Source organism: Ancylobacter novellus DSM 506, from assembly GCF_000092925.1.
GTDB classification, from domain to species: domain Bacteria; phylum Pseudomonadota; class Alphaproteobacteria; order Rhizobiales; family Xanthobacteraceae; genus Ancylobacter; species Ancylobacter novellus.
In genome coordinates this window covers 282,834-300,072 of record NC_014217.1, presented here as the reverse complement: position 1 = coordinate 300,072, position 17,239 = coordinate 282,834, and the positions used below count along the sequence as shown (strand labels likewise).

The following is a 17,239-nucleotide window of genomic DNA, read 5'->3' as shown; positions in this document are numbered from 1 at the left end:
GTCACTGCGAAGTGACACTTTCCACTATGCGCTCAAGCACATCAGCGCCGAGCGCGTGGGCCAGCGGCCCGGCGGTGTAGACGAGCCGCGCCTCGATCGGCCGGCCGGGATAGAGACGGCGCAGCAGCCGCGCATAGAGCGCTACCTGCCGCACATGCGCGGGCGGCAGGCTTGAAGCCTCGCGCGGCACGCGGCGGTCGGTCTTGAAGTCGGCGATGAGGATGCGGTCGCCCAGCACCGCCAGCCGGTCGATGCGGCCGGAGACCGGCGTTCCGTCCTCCAATTCGCCGACGAGCGGTACCTCGGCGAGGCTGCCGGGGCCGAACAGGTCGGCGAGACCCGGCACGGCGAGCACGCCGAGGGCCTCGGTGAGCAATTCCTCGCGGGCGGCCTCCTCGAAATCGCCGGCTGCCGCGAGCAGGCGCCGCCCCGGCGCGGCGCGCTCCTCGGGCGGCAGGCTCGCGAGCGCAGCCATCAGCCGGTGCAGCAGTTCGCCGCGGTGCAGCGCCAGCGCCTCCGGTCCTTCCGGCGCAGCGCTGAGCAGGCTGGAGGCGGAGGGCCGCAGCGCGGCGCGGGCCGCGGGTTCCTCTATCGGGCGTGACAAGGCGCGGGCCAGCGCCCGCTCGGCCTCGTCCGGGGCGGCGGCGATGGCGGCGACGGCCGGCGCCGCGATGATCTCCTCGTGCACGGCCGACCGCCAGCGGCGCACCGTGCCGGCAAAGCCGGCGGCGGGCTGCTCGACGGCTTCCGGCTCCAGCGCGCCGCGCACGAGGTCGTACCAGCAATCGGCCGGGCGCTTGCGGCCGCCATCCGCGCCGGCCAGCACCAGCGCGCTCTCGGCACGGGTGAGCGCGACATAGAGCAGGCGGCGATACTCGTCCTGCTGCGCCGCGTCGCCCTGCGCACGGGCCCGCGCCATGGCCGGCGTGTCGCCCTTCTTGGAGGGAGCGTGCAGCGCCGCGCGCCGTCCGTCCGGCAGCTCTACCCGCAGCAGGCCGGCGGCGCGGCGGGTCATCGGCCCGGAGGTGGTGTCGGCGAGGATGACATAGGGCGCCTCCAGCCCCTTGGCGCCGTGCACGGTCATCACGCGCACCTCGTCGCGGCCGGCCTCCATGTCGCGCTTGGCCTCGGCGCCGCCGCGGCGCAGGAAGGCGAGGAAGCCGGCGAGCGAGGGCGCCTCGACATTCTCGTAGGAACGCGCCAGCGCCAGCATCTCGTCGAGCGCGTCCGCCGCCTCCGGGCCGAGCCGGGCGATCATGGCGGCGCGGCCGCGCTCACGCCCGAGCACGCGGGCGTAGAAATCGAAGGGCCGCAGCCGCCGCGCCTCGGGCCGCAGCCGCCTCAGCCGCTCGGCCGCCGCGCGCCAGTGGGGGTTCTCGCCGGCGCGGGCGAACAGCGCGTCTTCCAGAAGGCCCGCGCGCTCCGGCGCCAGCTTCATCAAGTCGGAATCGTCGAGGCCGAAGAGCGGGCTCTTCAGCGCGCAGGCCAGCGCCAGCTCGTCGTCGCGCGCGAGCAGCGCGTCGCCCAGCGCCATCAGGTCCATCACCGCGATGTGCTGGGCCACCGTGAGGCGGTCGGCGCCGGCCACCGCGACGCGCGCCTCCTTCAATTCGCGGATGATCGCCTCGAACAGCGAATCGCGCCGGCGCACCAGGATGAGGAAGTCGCCGGGCCGCGCCGGGCGCGTGCCGTGCCGGCCGGTGACGGGAAAGCCCTCGCGGATGCGCGCGGCGATGTGGCCGGCGATCTTGCGGGCGAGCCGCCCCTTGGGATCGTCGGCGGCCGGCGCGTCGAGCGGGCGCTGCCAGGCGTCGATATCGACCTTCTCGCTCGGCGCCTCCGGCTCCCACAATTCGACCAGCGAGGGCAGCGCGGCGTGGATCGCCTCATGCACCGGCGGCTCGGCCAGCGCCGATAGGCCCTGATAGGCGGTCTCGGCATGGAACACCGTGTCGACCGCCGCCAAGATCCCCGGCGCCGAGCGGAAGGAATGGCGCAGCTCGATATGCTCGAAGCCGACGCCGCCGGTCAGGCGCATCAGCTCCCGCCGCACCGTGTCGAAGCGGCGCGGATCGGCGCCCTGGAAGGAGAAGATCGACTGCTTCTCGTCGCCGACCACGAACAGCGTGCGCGGCAGGCTCGCAGCGCCGTACCGCGCCTCGGCGCGCGCGCCCTCCCCGGCGAAGAACTCGGCGACCAGCGGGCGGATCACCTCCCATTGCTCGGGGCTGGTGTCCTGCGCCTCGTCGAGCAGCACATGGTCGATGCCCTGGTCGAGCTTGTAATGCACCCAGGCCGAGGCGCCCGATGCCAGCAGGCGCCGTGCGGCATCCACGAGATCTGAAAAATCGAGCACGCCGCGCGCGGCCTTGGCGCGCTCATAGCGCCGCGCCGCCTCGCGGCCGAGGATGAGCACCCCGCGGCTGCGCTCTAAGGCGCGCGCCGCCGACAGTAACTGCGCCAGCGGCGCGAGACGATCGCGCTCGGCGAGCAGCAGCGGGTATTTCGCCCGGATCGGCGCGGCGCCGAACTGGCTGTCGCCATAGGGCTCGCCGTCCTCCTTCAGGAAGACGCGGGCATAGGTGTCGGCGGTGCCCTCGTCCGGCGCGGCGGCGGCCTCCAGCAGCGAGCGGCCGCGCCGGGCGCAGTTGCCGCCCTCCTCGATCAGCGCCTGTCCGAGACCGAGCCAGGCGCCCCGCGCGATCAGCGCCTCGGCGATGATGCGGTGCTCGATGTCGCGCGAGGCGATCGGCCGATCCAGCCCGACCGCGGCGGCGAGGTCGTCGTCGCTCGCTTCCAGCGCCGCGGGATCGGCGACCATCGCCCCGATGATCTCGTCGATGCCGTCATCCGAGGTGGTGCCGACGATGAGGCCGAGCGCCTGCCCGAGCGCGCTCTCCGGCCTGCCGGCGGCCTCCAGCACCACGTCGGCGCGCACGCGGGCGAGCAGTTCCAGCCGCGCCGCCTCCTCCAGCTCGCCGAAGCCCGCGGGCACGCCGGCCTCGAAGGGGAAGGCATGCAGCAGCGCGCCGCAGAAGGCGTGGATGGTCTGGATCTTCAGCCCGCCCGGCGTCTCCAGCGCCTGCGCGAACAGCCGGCGGGCATGGGCGCGGCGCAGCGCATCGGGGCGGCCGCCGTCGGTCCTGACGATCTCCTTGTCGAGCGTCTCGTCGTCGAGCGTCGCCCAGCGACGCAGCTCGTCCAGCACGCGGTTGGCCATGTTGGCCGCCGCCGCCTTGGTGTAGGTGAGGCAGAGGATGCGCCCGGGCGGCACGCCGCGCATCAAGAGCCGGATCACCCGCCGGGCCAGCACATGGGTCTTGCCCGAGCCGGCATTGGCCGAGACCCAGGCCGAGAGCAGCGGGTCGGAGGCGGTGGTCTGCAGCGCGGTGGCCGCGCGCAGCGGGCCGGGGGCGAGATCGGTGAGTTCGCTCATTCCTCGCCCTCCCCGCCGGTCGACCATTCCTTCACACGGGCGAGGTGGTCGTAGTCGCCGAAGCGGCCGCGGAACATCGGCCGCGCCAGCGAGGCATAGCCGCGCGAAGGATCTTCGAAGGTGGCTATCAATTGCTCCAGCCGTTCCAGCGTCGAGGCGGCGAGGCCGAAGGCGGTCTCGTCCCTGTCGACCGCGCCGACCTCCTTCAGCTCGCTCGTGCCGAGCCGCACATAGGTCAGCGCCGCCGCGCCTTCCGCCGGCAGGTCGCGGAACCCGCCCGCCGCCGCCATCGCGGCTTCCAGCGGCAGCTGCGGCGAATAATGCGCGGCGGTCTGCTTGGCCGTGGGCACGGCGCCGGTCTTGAAGTCGATGATCGCCAGCCCGCCCTCGCGCAATTGCTCGATGCGGTCGGCGCGGCCGGTGAGGGCGAAGCGTCCGCCCGCCAGCGCCATGCGCCCGCCCAGCTCGGCGAAGACGCGGCGAGTATCAGCGCGCCGCGCCCGCTCCCAGCCGATATAGCGCGGCACGAGCCGCTCGAAGCGCGCCCACCACAGCGCGTATTCGGCGGGGAAGGCCTCCAGCTCCCGGAACGCCTCCCGCCCGAAGGCGAGCAGCCCCGCCTCGGGCTCCGCCGGCAGGGCCTCGGGAAAAGCCTGCGCGAAGGCGCCGAGGGCGTCGTGGATGGCGCTGCCGCGCTCGGCCGCGCCGGGCGCCTCGTCCAGCATGTCGAGCGGGCGCAGCCGCAGCACATGGCGGGCATAGATGGTGTAGGGGTCGCGCAGCCAGGTCTCGATCTCGGTGACGGAGAGCCGCTTCGGGCGCAATTCGACCGGCGGCGCCGGCTCCGGCCTTGCGATGCGCGACGCCGCCGGCGCCTCCTCGATCAACGCGGCAAGACGGCGGAAGCGGTCGCCGCGGAGCTTCGCCATCTTCCAGCGCGCCTCCCCGCTCACCGCTTCCAGCCGCTGGAGAAAGCGCGAGGGCACGGTCGGCGCGCCGCCAAGCTTGCGCGGATGCGACAGGATCAGTTCGGGCGCGCCGCAGCCCTGCGCGAAGTCGTGCGCGGAAAGGCCGATGCGCCGCTCCGGCGCCTCCAGCCCCAGCGCCGCGCGCATCGGCCGGCTGAGCCAGGGATCGGTGCGCACCGCGCTCGGCCAGGTGCCCTCGACGAGCCCGGCGAGCACCATGCGGTCGACGCTGACGAGGCGCGCTTCCAGCGGGCCGAGAATGCGCAGCCGAGCGCCGGGCAGCAGCGGCGGACGGACCGGACGGTCCGCCAGAAGCAGAGGCAGGGCAGCGGCATAGTCGGCGAGGCGCATCACCGGCGCCTCGCTCGCCCCTTCGGCCATGGCTTCGAAGGTCTTGGAAAGCTCGGCCAGCGCGATGGCGTCCTCCGCCGCGCCGCCATCCTCCGCGCTCCACGCCGCCGCGACGGCCGCGCGATGCGCCTCCAGCAAGGTCGCGAAGGGGTGCTCGCCCGCGCCCAGTGCCAGCAGCGGCCCGAACGCCCTAGCGATCCTCTCCGCGAGGCCGGCGGCGAGGGCCTGCCGATCCGTGTCGATGGCCGCTCTCGGATCGGAAGAATGATGCAGCCCCGGTGAGAAGCCCGCGACGGCCCTGACCAACCCATCCGCTCCCGCCTCCGGGCGCGGGCCGCGCAGCACCATCAGCTCCAGCGCGTCGGCGGCCTGATCGAGCGCCCCGCGCTCCAGCCCGAAGCGGGCGAGCGGATGGCGCAGGAGCGCCGAGAGCGGCACCGGCGCCAGCTCGGCGTCGCAGGCATCCGCCACCAGCCGGGCGAAGCGGCCTGGCGCGCTCTCGGACAGCGGCTCGCCGGCGGAATCGTCGATGGCGACCTCGAAGCGCAGCAGCTCCGCGGCGACGCGGCGGGCGAGGTCGCGGTCGGGGGTGACGAGGGCGGCGCTGCGGCCCGGCTCCTCCAGCGCCTCGCGCAGCGCCACGGCGATGGCAAGCGCCTCCTCGCGGGCGTCGTCCGCCTCGATGACGCTGACCTCGGCCAGCGCCGCGTCGATCTCCGCCGCGCCGAGGCGCTCGGCAAGGCTCGCCCAGGCCTCGGTGGAGGCGACGGGACGCAGCGCCTCGGAGAGCAGCCTTTCGCGCCCATGCGGCGCCGGCGGCGCGAGGCTTCGCACCGCGTCGCGCCCGACCCGCATATGGGCTTTCAGCAGCAGCGCGAGGCCATATTGCGGGTGGCTCGGCGCCGGCGCCTCGTCATCGGTGAGATGATCCCAGGAGCGGGCGTCGAGGTCGGTGTCGAGGCCGGGCAGCACCACGCAGCCATCGGTGAGATGCGCGACGGCCGCCAGCAGGCGGGCGGTGGCCGGCATGGAGCCGGTCGAGCCGGCGGCGATCACCGGGCCGGCGGGCGCGGCCCTGAGCCGCTCCGCCTCGGCGGCGATCAGCCTGTCGCGCCGCACGCTGGCATCGACCGCGCCGAGCTCGTCGAGCAGCGCCGGCCAGAACTCGCGGGCGATCTTCAGGAAGTCGAGCGCCATGTCCCAGTAGAGGTCGTGCTGGCCGGGCACCAGCGTGTCGAGCTTTTCCCACGGCACCTGCTGCGCCGCCATCTCGTCGATGAGATGGGCGAGCGCATCGGCCAGCGCGAACTCCGCCCCCGGCCCCGCCGCCACCGCGACGCGGCCGTCATCGCCGGCGAGCAGTCGCCGCCAGCGCCGCACGAGGCTCGCCAGCGCCAGCCGGCGGGTCATGCCCGGCACGGCACGCGGCGGGTCGGTGAAGCTCTCGGCGAAGGCGAGCGAATCCTCGTCGACGTCGCCGAGCGGCACGATGCGCGGCAGCAGCGTCACGCCCGATTCCATGCGGGCGCGCAGCGCCTCGGCCAGCAGGCGGCCGGCACGGCGGGTCGGCAGGAAGACGGTGGCGCTCGCCAGCGCGAACGGGTCGTGGCGCGGCGCGAAGCCCTCCACCAGCCGGCCGTCGAGCAGCGCGTCGGCCAGCACGGCGAGGAAGGGCGCCGAGGCGGGGATGGTCAGGAGATTGGGGTCCGGACGGCTCATGCCTGCCCCTCGCACCGGACGCAGGCGATCACGCGCTCAGTCCTTGGAGCGCTCGATGGCCTCCTCGGCCAAAGCGACGGCCTCCGGCGTGCCGACATGCATCCACACTCCTTCCATGCGCTCGCCATGCAGCCGGCCGGCCTCGGCCGCCTGCCGGAACAGCCGGCTCAGCGAGAACGGCCCCTGCGGCGTGCCCGCGAAGATTCGCGGCGCCACCACCGCCGCGCCAGCATAGACGAACGGCGCCAGAATGCGCTCGGGTCGCGGCGTCAGCCGCCCCTCGCCGTCCATCAGGAAATCGCCGTGCCCGTCATAGCCGATCGAGGTGGCGATGGGCGCCACCAGCAGCGCGATGTCCATGGCCTCCGGGTCGAAGCCCTCCGCCAGCGCGGCGAGGTTCGGCCGGATGCCCTCGATCCAGATGGTGTCGGCATTGATGACGAAGAACGGGTCCGGTCCCAGCTCGGGGAGCGCCTTGCGGATGCCGCCGCCGGTCTCCAGCAGCGCGCCGCGCTCGTCGGAGAGCACGATGCGCGGGCGGGTGCGGCCGAGCAGATGCCGCTCCAGCACGTCGGCGTGCCAGTGCAAATTGACCACGGCCTTCTCGACGCCGGCCTCGGCCAGCCGGTCGAGCACATGGTCGATCAGTGGCCGGCCGTTCACCGCGACCATGGGCTTGGGCATGTGATCGGTCAGGGGGCGCATGCGCTGGCCGAGGCCGGCAGCGAGCACCATGGCGGTCTTGATCGCGGTCATGTCGTGGCGGGGTCGTTCGGCGTTTGGGTCGATGCGGCCTCGGAAGGAACGGCGTCCGGCGGGGTCTCGGCCGCCGGCGCCTCGGCCACGGTGGCGGGCGCCGATGGCGTCTCTGTGACAGCCGCGGCTTCAGTCGGCGGCGGCGCTTCCGCAGGCGGTGCGGCAGGCGGGGCCTTGGGCGCCGCTTCCGCGGGCCTCGGCGGCGCGAGCGGCGCGGCGGGGACCGGCGCCGGCGCCGGCATGCCGACGGCGCCCTCCGGCCGCCCGTGCAGGCGCGGCGGCGGCACATGGTCCTTGTACCAGCCGGCCAGCGCTTCCAGATCGGTGAAGGCGAGGCAGCGCTGGAGATAGTTCCAGATGCGCGGCATGTGGCGCAGATAACCCGGCTTGCGGTCGCGGTGGTTCAGCCGGGCGAAGATGCCGAGGATCTTGGTGGCGCGCTGCGCCCCCATCACCGCATAGGAGGCGGCGAAGCCGCGCATGTCGAAATCGGCGTCCGCCTCGCGCCGCGCCTTCACGTAGCGGCCGAGCAGATGCAGCTCCAGCGCCTCCGGCACGTCGACGCGCGCATCCTGCGCCAGCGAGACCACGTCATAGGCCGGCGGGCCCATCACCGCGTCCTGGAAGTCGAGCAGGCCGACCTTGGCGATGCCTTCGCGCTGCGGCAGCCACATCAGGTTCGGCGAGTGGAAGTCGCGCAGCGTCCAGACCGGCTTCTGCGCCAGCGAGGGCGCCAGCGCCGCCGCCCAGAGCTGGCGGAAGGACTGGCGCGCATCCGCCGGCAGGGCGACGCCGCAATGCGGCAGGTACCAGTCGAGCAGCAGCTCCGCCTCGATGGTCAGCGCCTCGAGGTCGTAGGGCGGGATCTGGTGGTCGATGCCCGACGCCACCGCCAGCGTCGCCGGCAGGTCGAGCGCGTGCAACGCCGCCAGGACGTCGACGGACGCCTCGTAGCGTTCGGGCACCGGCGCCGGCGGCGTGCCGGCGAGCACGCCCTCCTCGCCGAGGTCCTCGATGACCAGCAGCCCGGCGTCGAGATCGCCGCCATAGATCGCCGGCGCCGAGAAGCCGCGCGCCCTCAAGCCGCGCGCCATGGCGACGAAGGGCTTCACGTCCTCGGCGAGATGGGCGACGGCGCTGTAGCTGCGCCCCGCACGCACCGGCGGCCCGTCCGGCCGGCGCGGCGCGTTCATCAATATGGCGTTGCGCTTGGCACCGACCAGCCGCTCATAGGAGCGGGTGGAGGCATCGCCCTGCAGATGCCGGCGGCGTGCCGGGCCGAAGCCGGTGGAATCGATCAGCGAGCGGATCGCCCGCATCCGGTAGAGCGCGCCGGCAAGCCTGCCATAGCCCAGCAGACGCACGCGCCGCGCGGTCTCCGGCCTGTCCTGCGGCATGGAGATATGCACCTCCAGCCGGTCGGTCTTGAGCACCGCGCCCTCGGCGCGCTCGGGCCACTCGACCAGCGTCACCGCGCCGTCGGTCTGCTCCTGCCAGCCCAGTTCGTCGAGTTCGGAAGCGTCGCTCAGGCGGTAGAGGTCGGCATGCACCACGCGGTGGCGCGGCAGGTCGTAGGTCTGCATCAGCGTGAAGGTCGGGCTCGGCACCTCCAGCTCGGGATCGCCGGCGAGCTCGCGGATCAGCGCCCGCGCCAGCGTGGTCTTGCCGGCGCCGAGGTCGCCGTCCAGCGCCACGAGGTCGCCCGGGCGCAGCATGGCGGCGAGGTCCATGGCGAGGCGGCCGGTCGCCACCTCGTCGGGCAGCACGACGTCCCAATGGGCGACCGGCATGGTCGGGACTGCGCCGGTGGTGCGACCGTCTATCATCGCCTGCTCCGCCGCATCGCCCTACTCCGCCGCGTCGCGGCTCGCGCCGGCTTCCAGCGGGAAGATGCAGGTCACCAGCGTGCCCCCGCCCTGCGCCGGCGCCAGGCTCACCGTGCCGCCATGCAGCGCCACCAGCGAGCGCACGATGGAGAGGCCGAGCCCGACGCCGCGGTGGCGCGAGCCGGCGGTGTGGCTCTCGAAGCGGTCGAACGCCCGGGCGCCGATCTCCGGCGGGACGCCCGGCCCCATATCGCGCACGCGGAAGATCACGCCGTCCTCGCGCCGCTCGGCCGAGAGCGTGACGGTCGAGCCCTCCGGCGCGAAGCCCACCGCATTGGAGAGCAGGTTGTAGAGGATCTGCCGCACGCGCTTGGCATCGGCGCGGAAGGAACCGGCGGCGTTCTGCAACTCGATGGAGAGGCGGATGCCGCCCTCGGCGAGCCGGTCGCGCACGCCCTCGGCCGCCGCGTCCATGGCGGCGCGCACATCGACCTCGGTCAGCTCCAGCGCCATGGAGCCGGCATCGATGGTGGCGAGGTCGAGGATGTCGTTGATGATGGCGAGCAGCGCCGCCGAGCTCTCGGTGATGTGGTTCACATAGGCGCGCTGCTTGACGTTGAGCGGGCCGATGCCGGTGTCGTCGAGCAGCTGGGCGAAGCCGATGATCGTGGTCAAAGGCGAGCGCAGCTCATAGGAGACGTGGCTGACGAAGGTGCTCTTGAGATGGTCGGCGGCGACGAGGGCGTCGTTGCGCTCCACCAGCGCCCGCTCGACGTTGACGCTGTCGGTGACGTCGCGCAGCGTCACCAGCGTGGCGCCGTCGGGCAGCGGCTGGGTCGAGCCGTCGAGGATGGTGCGGTCGTTGCGCTCCATGCGGAACTCGGTCGGCATGCGCGCCTCGATGCCGGTCACCGTGGCGGTGAGCCGCGCCCAGACCGCGGCGTCGGCGGTCAGCGGGCGGCAGGCGGCGGCCACCGCGTCGATATGCGGATGGGCGTCGAGCATGGCGGCGTCGAGCTGCCAGAGCCGGCGGAAGGCGGAATTGACGAGGCCGAGCCGGCCGTCGCTGCCGAACACCGCCACCGCCTCCGCCAAGGCGTCCAGCGTCTCGGACTGGATGCGGGTGAGCGAGTTGAAGCGGCTCTCCAGCGCGAGCCGCTCGGTCACCTCGTCGAACAGATAGGTGATGCCGCCTTCCGGGTTCGGCGCGGTGACGACGCGCAGCGTGCGCCCACCCGGCAGGTGCCACCAGTGCTCGCGCGGCTCGATGGCGCGGTAGGCGGCGTGCAGCTCCTCGCGCCAGAGGCGGAAATCGGCCTGCTCCGGCAGGCGCCGCGCGGCGCGCAGCCGGTCGAGCACGGCGCCGTCGGTCGGCCGGTCGTCGAGGAAGGCGGCGTCGAGGTCGAACAGCCGGGCATAGGCGGCATTGTGGAAGACGAGGCGCTGGTCGGCGCCGAAGATCGCCACGGCGGTTGCGAGCTGGTCGAGCGTGCGCCGGTGCGCGCCGACCACCTGGGCGAGCTCCGCACGCACCACCTCGGCCTCGGTGGCGTCGAGCGCGATGCCCGCCGCGCCGCCGCCGGCCGGCACTTCCAGCACGTCGAGCACGCGCCGCGTGCCGGCGACCACCACCGGCAGGCGGGCCTTGAAGGGCAGGCTCGCCGCATGCGCCTTCTCGGCCTGGGTGCGGCTCTGCTGGTCGAGCAGCATGAGGCCGCGCGAGGCGGCGTCGGAAGCGTCGCGCGCCTCCACCGCATGGGCATAGGCGGCATTGCTCCAGCGCAGCCTGCCATCCTCGCCGTCGACCCAGGCGGGCGCCGGCAGCGCATCGAGCAGCGTGCGCAGCGCCGAGCTCTCGGCATCGAGGGCGCGATAGGCGGCTTCCAGCTGCGCCTGGTCGAGCCGCACGCCGGTGATGTCGCGCAGGCGCAGCACCACCGCGGCGCCGACCGGGCGGCCATCCGCCTCGACGAAGCGGCCGTCCTGCGTGGCGAGGGTGGCGGCGAGCGGCGTGCCGCGGCCGCGCAGCCGGTCCACCGCCGCCTCGATCTCGCGGGCGGAAGCGGGGGTGAGCCATGAACCGAAGGCGAGGATGCGGGCGGGGGCGGCGACGCCGGTGAAGGCGGGCGTGTTGCCGATGATCTCCGGGTCCGCGGCGGGATCGCGCCAGACCACGACGATCTGCGGCTCGGCCATCAATAGGGCGCGCGCCTCGTCGATCTGGGCTTCGAGACGGGAAATCTCGCCGAACGCCGCCATCTCGCGCCTCAGCGACTGGCGGCGATAGCGCAGATGCACGATGGCGGTGGTGGTGGCGAAGACGATGAGACCGACGACCAGCGCAAGGCCGATCAGCACGCTCGGGTCCTGCACCGCCAGCACGGCGAAGACGTCGGAGGCCGGGGCGGCGGAAGCGGGCGCTATCGGCGCGGCAAAAGCGAGGCCGGTGAAGAGCGGGCGGAGGAGCCGGCGGCCGGGCCGCACCTGCGGCACCCGTCCCCCTTGGTTCCGTTCTCCGCCCATGCCGGCCGGATGCGCCATCCGCGCCCGTCTCCCCTCGCCGACTGCCGTCCCCACGGCCGGCGCCCGCATCCCCTGCGGGCACCGAATCACCGTGACTTTACCGGAGGGGGAGTCGCACTAGAAGGGCCGGCGGCGCAAAGGCCGCCGAAGGCTCACAGCCCTTCGAACAGCGGGGTAGAGAGGTAGCGTTCGGCGAAGGAGGGGATGATGACGACGATGGTCTTGCCCTCGTTCTCCGGCCGCACGCCGACTTCCAGCGCCGCCGCAATCGCCGCGCCGGAGGAGATGCCGACCGGGATACCTTCCAGCCGGGCCACCGCGCGGGCGGTCTCGAAGGCGGTCTGGTTGCCGACGGTGACCACCTCGTCGATCACCGAGCGGTCCAGCACCTCCGGCACGAAGCCGGCGCCGATGCCCTGGATCTTGTGCGGGCCGGGCTGGCCGCCGGACAGGACCGGGCTGTCCTCCGGCTCCACCGCGACCATGCGCAGGCTCGGCTTGCGGGGCTTCAGCACCTGGCCGATGCCGGTGATGGTGCCGCCGGTGCCGACGCCGGAGACGACGATGTCCACCTCGCCATGGGTGTCGTTCCAGATCTCCTCCGCCGTGGTGCGGCGGTGGATGGCGGGGTTGGCCGGATTGCGGAACTGCTGCGGGATGATGGCGTCCGGCAGCTCCTTCACCAGTTCCTCGGCGCGGGCGACGGCGCCACGCATGCCCTGTGCCGCAGGGGTCAGCACCAATTCAGCGCCGAGCAGCGCCAGCATCTTGCGGCGCTCGACCGACATCGATTCCGGCATCACCAGGATGAGGCGGTAGCCATGCGCGGCGGCGACGAAGGCCAGCGCGATGCCGGTATTGCCGGAGGTCGGCTCGACCAGCACGGTGCCCTGCTTGATCAGCCCGGCCTCTTCCAGCGACTGGATCATGGAGACGCCGATGCGGTCCTTGACGCTGCCGATCGGGTTGAAGAATTCGAGCTTGACGAGGATGCGCGCCTTGACGTCGCGCTGGGCCGGCAGCCGGTTGAGCTGCACCAGCGGCGTGTCGCCGATGGTCTCGGTGATCGAGTTGTAGATCCGGCCCCGGCCCACCTGCGCGGCGGGCGTCTTGAGAGCGGTCTCGGCCATGGGTGCCTCCAGCAGGGCGGACTGGCCTGACGCGCCCAGTCCGTTATTGGCGAACGATTTTCGCCGGCAGGGCTAGCATATTCACGCAATCAAGTCGAGAAAACAAAATTTAAACGTAATCAGATCGTGAAATCTATGCCTTCAGGTAATCCCTTGCGCAGCGTGTTCTGCGCGGCGGACCGACAGAGGTCCTCCACGGTCACCCCGTCGAGCGCCGCCTCGAAGGCACGCTCGGCCTCGGCGACGGCCGGCTGGACGATGTCACGCACCAGCGGCGGGAAGCCGTCGAGCGCCTCCTCGCTCTCCGCCTCGACCACGCGGACCACCTCGGCGACGGTGATGCGCCGCCGCTCGCGGGCGAGCTCGTAGCCGCCGCGCGGGCCGCGCACGCCCTTGAGCACGCCGGCATGGACGAGGGCCTGCAGCACGGGTTCGAGATGGCGGGGCGGAAGGTCGTGGCGGGCGGCGAGCGCCTTGGCCGCCACCGGCATGCCGCGCGCGTGCAGCGCGACGTCGACGACGGCGGCAATGGCGAGAAGACTCTTGTCGGACAGGCGCGGCATGCCCCTTGGCTAGCGCGATATGTGCCGCCCGTCGAGCCCCGTCGAGCCGAATCCACCGCTACCGCGTGTTGTTTCGTTCAAATCCCCGGTCTCGACCAGCTTAATTCGCGTCACCGGCGCGACCACCATCTGCGCGATGCGCTGGCCGCGCTCCAGCACCACAGGCTGGTCACTGAGGTTGACCAGCAGTACCTTCACCTCGCCGCGATAGTCGGAATCGATGGTCCCCGGCGCGTTGAGCACGGTCAGCCCCTGCTTGAGAGCGAGGCCGGAGCGCGGGCGCACCTGCGCCTCGTAGCCTTCCGGCAGGGCGATGGAGAGCCCGGTCGGCACCGCCGCGCGGGCGAGCGGGGCGAGCGTCAACGGCTCGTCTCCGGGCAACGCAGCGAGGAGGTCGAGCCCGGCGGAGCCCGCCGTGGCGTATTCCGGCAGCGGCAGGCCCTCGCCATGCGGCAGCACCAGGACGGCGACGTCCAGACTCGCTTCGAAGCTCATTCGGCGGCCCCCAGCGGGCCGAGCGAGGCGGCGACACGGGCGATCAGCTTCTCGGCCACCGCGGCCTTGGAGGCCTCCGGCCAGTGCTCGACACCCTCCGCGGTGATGAGATGGACCGCGTTGCTGTCGCCGCCCATCACCCCGCCGGCGATGCCGCTGTGCTGCGAGACGTCGTTGGCGACGATCCAGTCGCAGCCTTTTCGCGCACGCTTGGCCTGCGCGTAGGCGACGACGTTCTGCGTCTCCGCCGCGAAGCCGACGACGAGGCGCGGCCGGCGGTTCGACAGATGCGCCACGGTGGCGAGTATGTCGGGATTCTCGGTCAGCATGAGCGGGGGGATGGCGTTGCCGTCCTTCTTCAGCTTCTCGCCCGCCTCGCTCGCGGCGCGCCAGTCGGCCACGGCGGCGGCGAAGATGGCGGCGTCGGCCGGCAGCGCGGCCTCGACCGCCGCCAGCATGTCGCGGGCGCTCTCGACATGGCGGACATCGACGCCGGCGGGGTCGGGCAGATTCACCGGGCCGGAGACCAGCGTCACCTGCGCCCCCGCACGGGCGGCAGCGGCGGCGATTGCGTGGCCCTGCTTGCCGGAGGAACGGTTGGCGATGTAGCGCACCGGATCGATCGGCTCGTGCGTCGGGCCCGAGGTCACCAGCACATGCCGGCCTTTGAGCGGGCCGGAAGCTGCCAGCAGGCGCTCGGCGGCCTCGACGATCTCCATCGGCTCGGCCATGCGGCCCGGCCCGTCCTCGCCGCGCTCGGCCATGGCGCCCGCATTCGGGCCGATGAAGGCGACGCCGTCGGCGGCAAGCTGGGCGGCGTTGCGGCGCGTGGCGGCGTGGCTCCACATCAGCGGGTTCATCGCCGGGGCGACGAGGACCGGCTTGTCGCTCGCCAGCAGCACGGCGGAAGCGAGGTCGTCGGCGAGGCCGTGCGCCATCTTCGCCATCAGGTCGGCGGTGGCGGGGGCGACGATGATGAGGTCCGCCTCGCGCGACAGGCGGATATGGCCGATGTCGTGCTCGGCCTCGCGGTCGAACAGCTCGGTGAAGACGCGTTCATGCGAGAGCGCGCCCGCCGCCAGCGGGGTGACGAAGTGCTGCGCCGCCGCGGTCATGATCACCCGCACCGAGGCGCCGCGCTCCTTCAGCCGGCGGATCAGGTCGAGGCTCTTATAGGCGGCGATGCCGCCGCCAATGATCAGCAGGATGCGCTTGGTCGCGAGCATGCACTCTTCCTGTGGCCGGCATCAGGCCTGCGCCTATAGCGCAGCCCAGCGCCGCAGCACAAAGACTATGTCGGCGGCCGGGCTCGCGATAGCTCTGGAAGACGGACGAGGTTAACCCGTCACTCGGCGGGGCCGGCGTGGGGGTGATGGTCGCGCGAAGCGACGAGATAGACGATGCCGCCGACGACCAGGGCGCCGACCGGCATGATCAGCAGCAGCAGGAAGTTCGCGGTGGTCATGGCACAGCAGATTCACTCCGCGGGGCCGGTATGGCGATCAGCGTGGCGGCTGTCATACGCCGACAGGCGGTCCGCGGCGAACGCGCCGGCAAGCAAAATGAACGGCACGCCAACCAGGATGTACCATTGAAGCAAGGTCATGGCTCGTACCTCATGGCTGAAGCCGACCAAGAATGCGTCGCACGACATAATGTAGGGCTACGCCGGTCAAAAGCCAAACTGCGCTAATCAACAAGGCGAACCGGCCGCTGATGGGGCCGGGCATGCCGAAGGTGAATGCGACGATCGGAGCTATCACACCAGCTACGATCGTTGCGGCCGCCACTGTATTGAGCAGGGTGGCGAGGTACTTCGTCCGCTCATTGTGAACGAGGCTCATGCGAAAACCCTTCCGAGGGATCGGAACAGGATATCGCCAAACCGGACCGTGCTACCTCAAAAAAGCAGATGCCCCGCCAGCAGCGCGGCGATCACCCACAGCGCGACCGTGCCCCAGCGATTTCCCCGCCCCTCGGCGCGGCCGATGGCCTCCATCGTCTCCGGCGACAGCACCAGCCCGTCGCGCGTTGCCGCGTCCAGCTGGTTGGCGATGCGCTGGCCCTGGGCGACGAGGTCCGGCAGGTTCTGCAACGAACGGCCGATGGCGGAAAAGCCCCCCGCCACCTCCTCGATCCGCCCCACGGGGCCGAGATTGCGCTCGATCCAGGCGCGCACCACCGGCTCGGCGGTCTTCCACATGTCGAGCTGCGGGTCGAGCGTGCGGGCGACGCCCTCCACCACCACCATGGTCTTCTGCAGCAGCAGCAATTCGGGCCGCGTCTTCATGTCGAACAGCGCGGTGACCTCGAACAGCAGCGTCAGCAGCTTGGCCATGGAGATCTGGTCGGCGCGGCGCGAATAGATCGGCTCGCCGATGGCGCGGATCGCCTGCGCGAAATCCTCCACCGAATGGTGCGGCGGCACGTAGCCGGCCTCGAAATGCACCTGCGCCGTGCGCAGCCAGTTGCGGGTGATGAAGCCGAACAGGATCTCGGCGAGGAAGCGCCGCTCCTTGTGGCCGAGCCGGCCCATGATGCCGAAATCGACCGCCACCAGCCGGCCCTGCGCATCGACGAACAGGTTCCCCGGATGCATGTCGGCGTGGAAGAAGCCGTCGCGCAGCGCGTGGCGCAGGAAGGACTGCATCACCACCCGCCCGAGCTTGGGCAAATCGTGGCCGGCGGCGCGCAGCGCGTCGAGGTCGTTCAGCTTGATGCCGTCGATCCACTCGGTGGTCAGCACCTCGCGCCCCGTGCGGTCCCAGTCGACCGCCGGCACGCGGAAATCCTCGTCCTCGCCGGTGTTCTGGGCGAGCTCGGAGAGCGCGGCGGCCTCCAGCCGCAGGTCCATCTCCATCGACACGGAGCGGGCGAGCGTGTCGACCACCGCCACCAGCCGCAGCCGCCGCCCCTCGGGCGAGGCCTGCTCGCCGAGCCGCGCGGCGCGGTAGAAGGAGGAGAGGTCGATGCGGAAGCGGCGCTGCACGTCGGGGCGCAGCACCTTCACCGCGACGCGCTGCACCGTACCGTCCGCCTCCGTCACCTCGCCCTGATGCACCTGCGCGATCGAGGCGGCGGCGAGCGCCGGACTGAGGCGCGAATAGACCACCGAGGCCGGCCGGTCGAAATTGCGTTCGATGGTCGCCTCGGCCACCTCCTGCGGGAAGGCCGGCATGCGGTCCTGCAGCAATTCGAGGTCGCGCGCCATCTGCGCGCCGACGACGTCCGGCCGGGTGGCGAGGAACTGGCCGAGCTTCACATAGGACGGGCCGAGCCGCGACAGCGCGGCGCCGAGGCGCGCGGCGCTGGAGGCCGGGCCGCGCCGCTCGATCAATTTGGCGATGGCGAAGAGCGGCTCGGAGCCGGGCGGGCGCATGGCGGGATCGATGCGCGAAGCGACGCCCTCGCGCGCCAGCACGAAGCCGGCGCGGGCAAGACGCAGATAATCGCCGAGCGGGGTGGCCACGTC

The 17,239-nt window shown here is 72.4% G+C and carries 12 protein-coding genes; all 12 read right to left on the bottom strand.

From position 1 onward, the window contains the following. Position 1: 1 nt before the first annotated feature. The 12 genes from addA to ubiB all read right to left on the bottom strand — a co-directional run bounded on the left by addA (position 2) and on the right by ubiB (position 17,236). Positions 2–3,436 carry a double-strand break repair helicase AddA gene (addA, locus tag SNOV_RS01540; protein WP_013165143.1) on the bottom strand — a complete coding sequence of 1,145 codons (3,435 nt, stop codon included), beginning with the start codon at positions 3,434–3,436 and terminating at the stop codon, positions 2–4. Then, entirely contained in the window at positions 3,433–6,474 is a 3,042-nt protein-coding gene (gene addB, locus SNOV_RS01535; protein WP_013165142.1) for a double-strand break repair protein AddB, read from the bottom strand. Before addB ends, addA begins: the two co-directional genes overlap by 4 nt. A 36-nt stretch (positions 6,475–6,510) precedes the next feature. After that, complete coding sequence (locus tag SNOV_RS01530; RefSeq protein WP_013165141.1) at positions 6,511–7,230, bottom strand: nucleotidyltransferase family protein; 720 nt, start codon at positions 7,228–7,230, stop codon at positions 6,511–6,513. Continuing rightward, positions 7,227–9,056, bottom strand: coding sequence for a tRNA (adenosine(37)-N6)-threonylcarbamoyltransferase complex ATPase subunit type 1 TsaE (tsaE, locus tag SNOV_RS01525; protein ID WP_013165140.1), 1,830 nt, complete (start codon positions 9,054–9,056; stop codon positions 7,227–7,229). Before tsaE ends, SNOV_RS01530 begins: the two co-directional genes overlap by 4 nt. Positions 9,057–9,077: 21 nt before the next feature. Further along, positions 9,078–11,597, bottom strand: coding sequence for a sensor histidine kinase (locus SNOV_RS01520; RefSeq protein WP_013165139.1), 2,520 nt, complete (start codon positions 11,595–11,597; stop codon positions 9,078–9,080). A 134-nt stretch (positions 11,598–11,731) separates the two neighbouring features. Continuing rightward, complete coding sequence (gene cysK / locus SNOV_RS01515) at positions 11,732–12,709, bottom strand: cysteine synthase A (RefSeq protein ID WP_013165138.1); 978 nt, start codon at positions 12,707–12,709, stop codon at positions 11,732–11,734. Positions 12,710–12,828: 119 nt separating this feature from the next. Beyond that, the gene (locus tag SNOV_RS01510) at positions 12,829–13,272 is read right to left on the bottom strand and encodes an RrF2 family transcriptional regulator (RefSeq protein ID WP_013165137.1); all 444 of its coding nucleotides are present in this window, start codon (positions 13,270–13,272) and stop codon (positions 12,829–12,831) included. Positions 13,273–13,281: 9 nt separating this feature from the next. Continuing rightward, positions 13,282–13,767 (bottom strand): dUTP diphosphatase, encoded by a 486-nt coding sequence (gene dut, locus SNOV_RS01505; protein ID WP_013165136.1) that lies wholly within the window; start codon positions 13,765–13,767, stop codon positions 13,282–13,284. Beyond that, positions 13,764–14,993, bottom strand: a complete 1,230-nt coding sequence (gene coaBC / locus SNOV_RS01500; RefSeq protein ID WP_013165135.1) for a bifunctional phosphopantothenoylcysteine decarboxylase/phosphopantothenate--cysteine ligase CoaBC — start codon at positions 14,991–14,993, stop codon at positions 13,764–13,766. The genes dut and coaBC overlap by 4 nt, the downstream gene beginning before the upstream one ends. Positions 14,994–15,244: 251 nt before the next feature. Beyond that, positions 15,245–15,373, bottom strand: a complete 129-nt coding sequence (locus SNOV_RS24205) for a hypothetical protein (protein ID WP_013165133.1) — start codon at positions 15,371–15,373, stop codon at positions 15,245–15,247. 10 nt (positions 15,374–15,383) lie between these two features. Further along, positions 15,384–15,611, bottom strand: a complete 228-nt coding sequence (locus SNOV_RS01495) for a hypothetical protein (RefSeq protein ID WP_041781906.1) — start codon at positions 15,609–15,611, stop codon at positions 15,384–15,386. Positions 15,612–15,667: 56 nt separating this feature from the next. Further along, positions 15,668–17,236, bottom strand: a complete 1,569-nt coding sequence (gene ubiB / locus SNOV_RS01490; RefSeq protein ID WP_013165132.1) for a 2-polyprenylphenol 6-hydroxylase — start codon at positions 17,234–17,236, stop codon at positions 15,668–15,670. Between the last annotated feature and the right edge of the window lie 3 nt (positions 17,237–17,239).

What these genes read in the sequence shown, in the direction of transcription:
- cysK (WP_013165138.1), bottom strand. Translation starts at nt 12,709, where the DNA reads ATGGCCGAGACCGCTCTCAAGACGCCCGCCGCGCAGGTGGGCCGGGGC.
- SNOV_RS01510 (WP_013165137.1), bottom strand. Translation starts at nt 13,272, where the DNA reads ATGCCGCGCCTGTCCGACAAGAGTCTTCTCGCCATTGCCGCCGTCGTC.
- SNOV_RS01520 (WP_013165139.1), bottom strand. Translation starts at nt 11,597, where the DNA reads ATGGCGCATCCGGCCGGCATGGGCGGAGAACGGAACCAAGGGGGACGG.
- SNOV_RS01530 (WP_013165141.1), bottom strand. Translation starts at nt 7,230, where the DNA reads ATGACCGCGATCAAGACCGCCATGGTGCTCGCTGCCGGCCTCGGCCAG.
- dut (WP_013165136.1), bottom strand. Translation starts at nt 13,767, where the DNA reads ATGAGCTTCGAAGCGAGTCTGGACGTCGCCGTCCTGGTGCTGCCGCAT.
- SNOV_RS01495 (WP_041781906.1), bottom strand. Translation starts at nt 15,611, where the DNA reads ATGAGCCTCGTTCACAATGAGCGGACGAAGTACCTCGCCACCCTGCTC.
- addB (WP_013165142.1), bottom strand. Translation starts at nt 6,474, where the DNA reads ATGAGCCGTCCGGACCCCAATCTCCTGACCATCCCCGCCTCGGCGCCC.
- addA (WP_013165143.1), bottom strand. Translation starts at nt 3,436, where the DNA reads ATGAGCGAACTCACCGATCTCGCCCCCGGCCCGCTGCGCGCGGCCACC.
- SNOV_RS24205 (WP_013165133.1), bottom strand. Translation starts at nt 15,373, where the DNA reads ATGACCTTGCTTCAATGGTACATCCTGGTTGGCGTGCCGTTCATTTTG.
- coaBC (WP_013165135.1), bottom strand. Translation starts at nt 14,993, where the DNA reads ATGCTCGCGACCAAGCGCATCCTGCTGATCATTGGCGGCGGCATCGCC.
- tsaE (WP_013165140.1), bottom strand. Translation starts at nt 9,056, where the DNA reads ATGATAGACGGTCGCACCACCGGCGCAGTCCCGACCATGCCGGTCGCC.